The organism is Streptomyces silaceus (assembly GCF_001419745.1).
Lineage (GTDB): Bacteria > Actinomycetota > Actinomycetes > Streptomycetales > Streptomycetaceae > Streptomyces > Streptomyces silaceus.
Window position 1 is genome coordinate 1 of record NZ_LIRJ01000587.1, and the last position, 4,098, is coordinate 4,098.

The window sequence follows — 4,098 nt, forward strand, 5'->3', positions numbered from 1 at the left end:
ACACCATGAACTCCTCCATCGGGCTCATGGTCCACCCCGATCTGCCCTTCGTCGCCGAGCCGCTGCGGGGCAAGTACGTCGCCCACGTCCGCATCGCCCACACCGGCACCGCCGTCGAGGGACGCAGACTCGTCGCCCCGCTGCGGGAGGTGGCCCCCCGACTGGAGGACACCCTCCGGGACATGCCGTACAGCGCGAGTGGTTCCGTGTTCCAGGACCCCGTCCATCCGCACGGCTACGCGGGCGACAACGTCCTGCTCGACTCACTTCGCCCCGCCGACCTGCGGGCGGTCGTGGATCTCGCGGGCCCCGGTGCCACGGTCATGTGCATCGTCGACCTGCGTCACCTCGGCGGCGCCCTCGCCCGCCCCCAGGGCGCCCCCAACGCGATCGGCCACCGCGACGCCCAGTACATCCTGCGGGTCCTGTCACCGGTCGGACCGTGGAGCGTGGGCGAGGTCGTCCCCGTCCACGAGAAGCTGCTCGCGGCCGTGGCCCCCGGGGCCGCCGGCCGCAGCGGCAACTTCGTCTACGGCGCGGGACGCCCGACACCCCCGCACCGCGTTCCCACCCTCTACGACCCCGACGCCCACGAGCGGCTGACCCGCCTGAAGGCCCGCCACGACCCGGCCAACACCTTCCGTTTCAACCACAACATCAGGCCGGCGGCGTCGGACTAGACCGCCGTGCCGCCGGTGGCCCCCGGGGCGTCACCGGCAGGCCGGGCGAGGGCACGTGCGGAAGCCCCCACCGCACCGATACGGACCACACCGGACGAGGGGGGGTACCGCAGCGACGCGGAAGGGGCCGGACGACCGGCGGGGTGAAGCCCGCCGTCAGAGTCCCGCGGCCGACGCGAGTGCCTCGGCCCGGTCGGTACGCTCCCAGGTGAACTCGGGGATCTCCCGGCCGAAGTGGCCGTAGGCGGCGGTCTTGGCGTAGATCGGGCGCAGCAGATCCAGCGCGCGGATGATCCCGGCCGGAGTGAGGTCGAAGACCTCGGCGATGGCCGACTGGATGCGTGCCACCGGCACCGCGGAGGTTCCGGCCGTCCGTACGGTGAGGCCGACCGGATCGGCGCCGCCGGCGCCGTACGCGGCCTGGACCTCGCAGCGGCGGGCGAGGCCCGCGGCGACGACGTTCTTGGCGACCCAGCGCATCGCGTACGCGGCTGAACGGTCCACCTTGGACGGGTCCTTGCCGGAGAACGCGCGGCCGCCGTGGTGCGCCATGCCGCCGTACGTATCGATGATGATCTTCCGGCCGGTCAGGCCCGCGTCCCCCATCGGACCGCCTATCTCGAAGCGCCCCGACGGATTCACCAGAAGGCGGTAGCCGTCGGTGTCCAGCTTCACGCCGTCCTCGGCGAGCGCCGCGAGGACCGGCTCGACCACATGGGCGCGGACGTCGGGGGTGAGCAGGCTCTCCAGACTGATCTCCGCCGCGTGCTGCGACGAGACGACGACGGTGTCGAGCCGGACCGGGCGGTGCCCGTCGTACTCGACGGTGACCTGGACCTTGCCGTCCGGGCGGAGATAGGGCAAAGTGCCGTCCTTGCGGACCGCCGCGAGCCGTCGCGTGAGACCGTGGGCGAGCTGGATCGGCAGCGGCATCAGCGCGGGGGTGTCGTCACAGGCGTAGCCGAACACGGGCCCCGGGGACCCGGCGCCGGCGGTGTCCGTGCCCTGGCCGGTGCCGGGCGGTCTGGCACCGATGGAGACCGAGACCCCGCAGGACGCTCCGTCGAGCCCTTTCTGGGACTCGTCGTATCCGATGCCGAGGACCGTGCGGCGCACCAGGGCGGAGATGTCGACCTGGGCGGAGGTCGTCATCTCGCCGGCGAGGTACACCTGCCCGGTCGTGATCAGTGTCTCGACGGCGACCTGGGCGTCGGGATCCTGCGTGAGCACCGCGTCCAGGACGGTGTCACTGATCTGATCGGCGATCTTGTCGGGGTGGCCCTCGGGAACGGACTCCGAGGTGAAGAGGCGATGCGGCATGGGCGGACCTCCTGGGAGAGCGAACATGCGAGAAGAAGGGGCGTTCCTCGTAGGCGTGCTCGTCCGAGTGGCCCGTCGAAGCGTTCTAGAGAGCCGAGGCGTTCAGGTGCACCGGAAGGGCGCGGGGGCCGCTGGCGATGAAGGAACCCGAGCCGGCGATCTCCTCGCGGGGCCGTGCGAGCCGCATCGCGGGAAAGCGCTCGAAGAGCCGGGGCAGTGCCGTGCCCGCCTCCAGGCGGGCCAGCGGGGCGCCGAGGCAGTGGTGTACCCCGTGCCCGAACGCGAGGTGTTCCCGGCGCGCCCGGGTGGTGTCGAACTCCAGTGCCTCGGAACCATGTTGGTCAGGGTCCTGGCCCGCCGCCGCGTACGAGACAAGGATCGCGTCCCCCCGACGGACCGTGACGCCGTCCAAGTCGATGTCCTCGGTCGCGAACCGGAGCGGCATGTGCGCGACCGGCCCGTGCAGCCGCAGCGTCTCCTCGACCAGGTCCGGCCAGCTCGCCCGGCCCGTGCGCAGGTGCTCCAACTGTTCCGGTCGGGAGAGCAGTTCGAGGATCGCGCTGCCGAGCAGGTTCGCGGTGGTCTCGTGCCCCGCCCCGATCATCAGCATCAGGGTGTCCACGAGCTCCTGCTCGCCGAGCCGTTCACCGTCGCCTTCCCTGACGGCGATCAACGCGGAGGTGAGGTCCTCGCCGGGCCGGGAGCGCTTGTACGTCACCAGATCGGCGAGCACCTCGTAGATGGCGTGGCCACGGGCCTGGATGTCCTCGACGGTCCCCGGGTTGCGGAAGAAATCGTCCATCATCCGCATCAGTGACGCGCCGATGTCCTCCGGAACGCCGAAGAGCCGGCAGATCACCTGGAACGGCAGGGGGTGGGTGAACTCGGCCCGCAGATCGACCGGTTCACCCTCGGGCAGCGAGGCCAGCTTGCCCAGCATCTCCTCGACCGCGTCCGTGACGGCCGGTTCCAGCGACTTGGTGCGGCGCGCCGTGAAGGCGCCCGCGACGAGTCGGCGCAGTCGGGAGTGATCCTCGCCGTATGCCGTGAGCATGTTGTCCACGGACACCCAGGGGTAGAGCGCCCAGTCGGCGCCGATCTCGCCGTCGCGGAAGGCGGGCCAGTGCTGCCGGGGGTCCTTGGAGACGCGGGGATCGGTGAGGAGACGCTTGATCGTGTCGTGCCGGGTGACGGACCAGGCGGGCACGCCACCGGGCAGTTCCACCCGTGCGGCGGGGCCCATCCGGCGGAGGATCGCGGCCTCGTCGGCGAGCGTGCTCCCTGTGGGGTCTATCGGGTACGGACTGTCAGACATCGATGCTGCTTCCCATCTCGCGTGTGCCGGAAGGCCGCCGCGGCGGTCGGGGGAGGGGATACCGCCACGGCGGGCGTGCCGGAAGCCGGGGCGTCGCCTAGGCGTCCGGGGCCTGTGCCGGAGGCAGGTTGTAGTTCGCGCGGAACCTGTTGGAGGGGTCGTGGACGGCCTTGAGCCGGGTCAGGCGCTCATGGACGTCGGTGTCGTAGGCCGTACGGACCTGCTCGGGCCCCGCGTTCTCGCCGATCCCCATGAAGTTGAGGAAGCGGCCCTTCGTCCGGGGAGCCACCGCGTCGAACAGCTGGCGGTGCACGGGACGCACGGTCTCCGGGGTGAACGGGCCGACCAGGGGCGAGAGCACGTACAGCAGGTACTGGGCGTCGCGGTGGCCGATCGCGTTGGGGGCGCCCTGGGGGCGGGCGAGGGCGCCGCCGAGGTGACGCAGTTCGGTGACGCACATGACGGGGGCGTCGGGGCCCACCGTCTTGAGGACGGTGGACACGTCGGACGCGGTCAGCTCGCTGAGCATGGCGTCCTCCGCATACCACGGCATGGGCATGGGCGGGTCGTTGTGGATGAGCGAGCTGTCCGTGTACGGCATGTCGCCGAGGGTCTCCAGGAGGCGCGGGGCGACCTCCCGCAGCGGGGCGACCAGCCGCTCCCCCTCATCGGCGGTGCCGGTGTGGGCGATGCGGACGTGGGCGACGTACTTGCCCCGCAGCGGCTCGGCGACGACGGGGGCGTCCGGGACCGGGATGAGGGCGATGGAGGAGTTCATGGTGT

At 71.6% G+C, this 4,098-nt stretch carries 4 protein-coding genes; 1 reads left to right on the forward strand and 3 read right to left on the reverse strand.

Features of this window, described 5'->3' with window-relative positions; all coding sequences use genetic code 11:
* The coding region (locus AOK22_RS37125; RefSeq protein ID WP_208606500.1) for a BBE domain-containing protein at nucleotides 1-680 on the forward strand (680 nt) is incomplete at its 5' end.
* Between the two features lie 156 nt (nucleotides 681-836).
* On the opposite strand, the gene metK is transcribed toward AOK22_RS37125, so the two are convergent.
* The 3 genes from metK to AOK22_RS37140 form a co-directional block, all read right to left on the reverse strand.
* Nucleotides 837-2,000 carry a methionine adenosyltransferase gene (gene metK / locus AOK22_RS37130; protein WP_055703067.1) on the reverse strand — a complete coding sequence of 388 codons (1,164 nt, stop codon included), beginning with the start codon at nucleotides 1,998-2,000 and terminating at the stop codon, nucleotides 837-839.
* 85 nt (nucleotides 2,001-2,085) lie between these two features.
* Nucleotides 2,086-3,315: a cytochrome P450 family protein gene (locus AOK22_RS37135; RefSeq protein WP_055703068.1), complete on the reverse strand. Its 1,230-nt coding sequence runs from the start codon at nucleotides 3,313-3,315 to the stop codon at nucleotides 2,086-2,088.
* A gap of 97 nt (nucleotides 3,316-3,412) precedes the next feature.
* The coding region (locus tag AOK22_RS37140) for an FAD-binding oxidoreductase (RefSeq protein ID WP_482255572.1) at nucleotides 3,413-4,098 on the reverse strand (686 nt) is incomplete at its 5' end.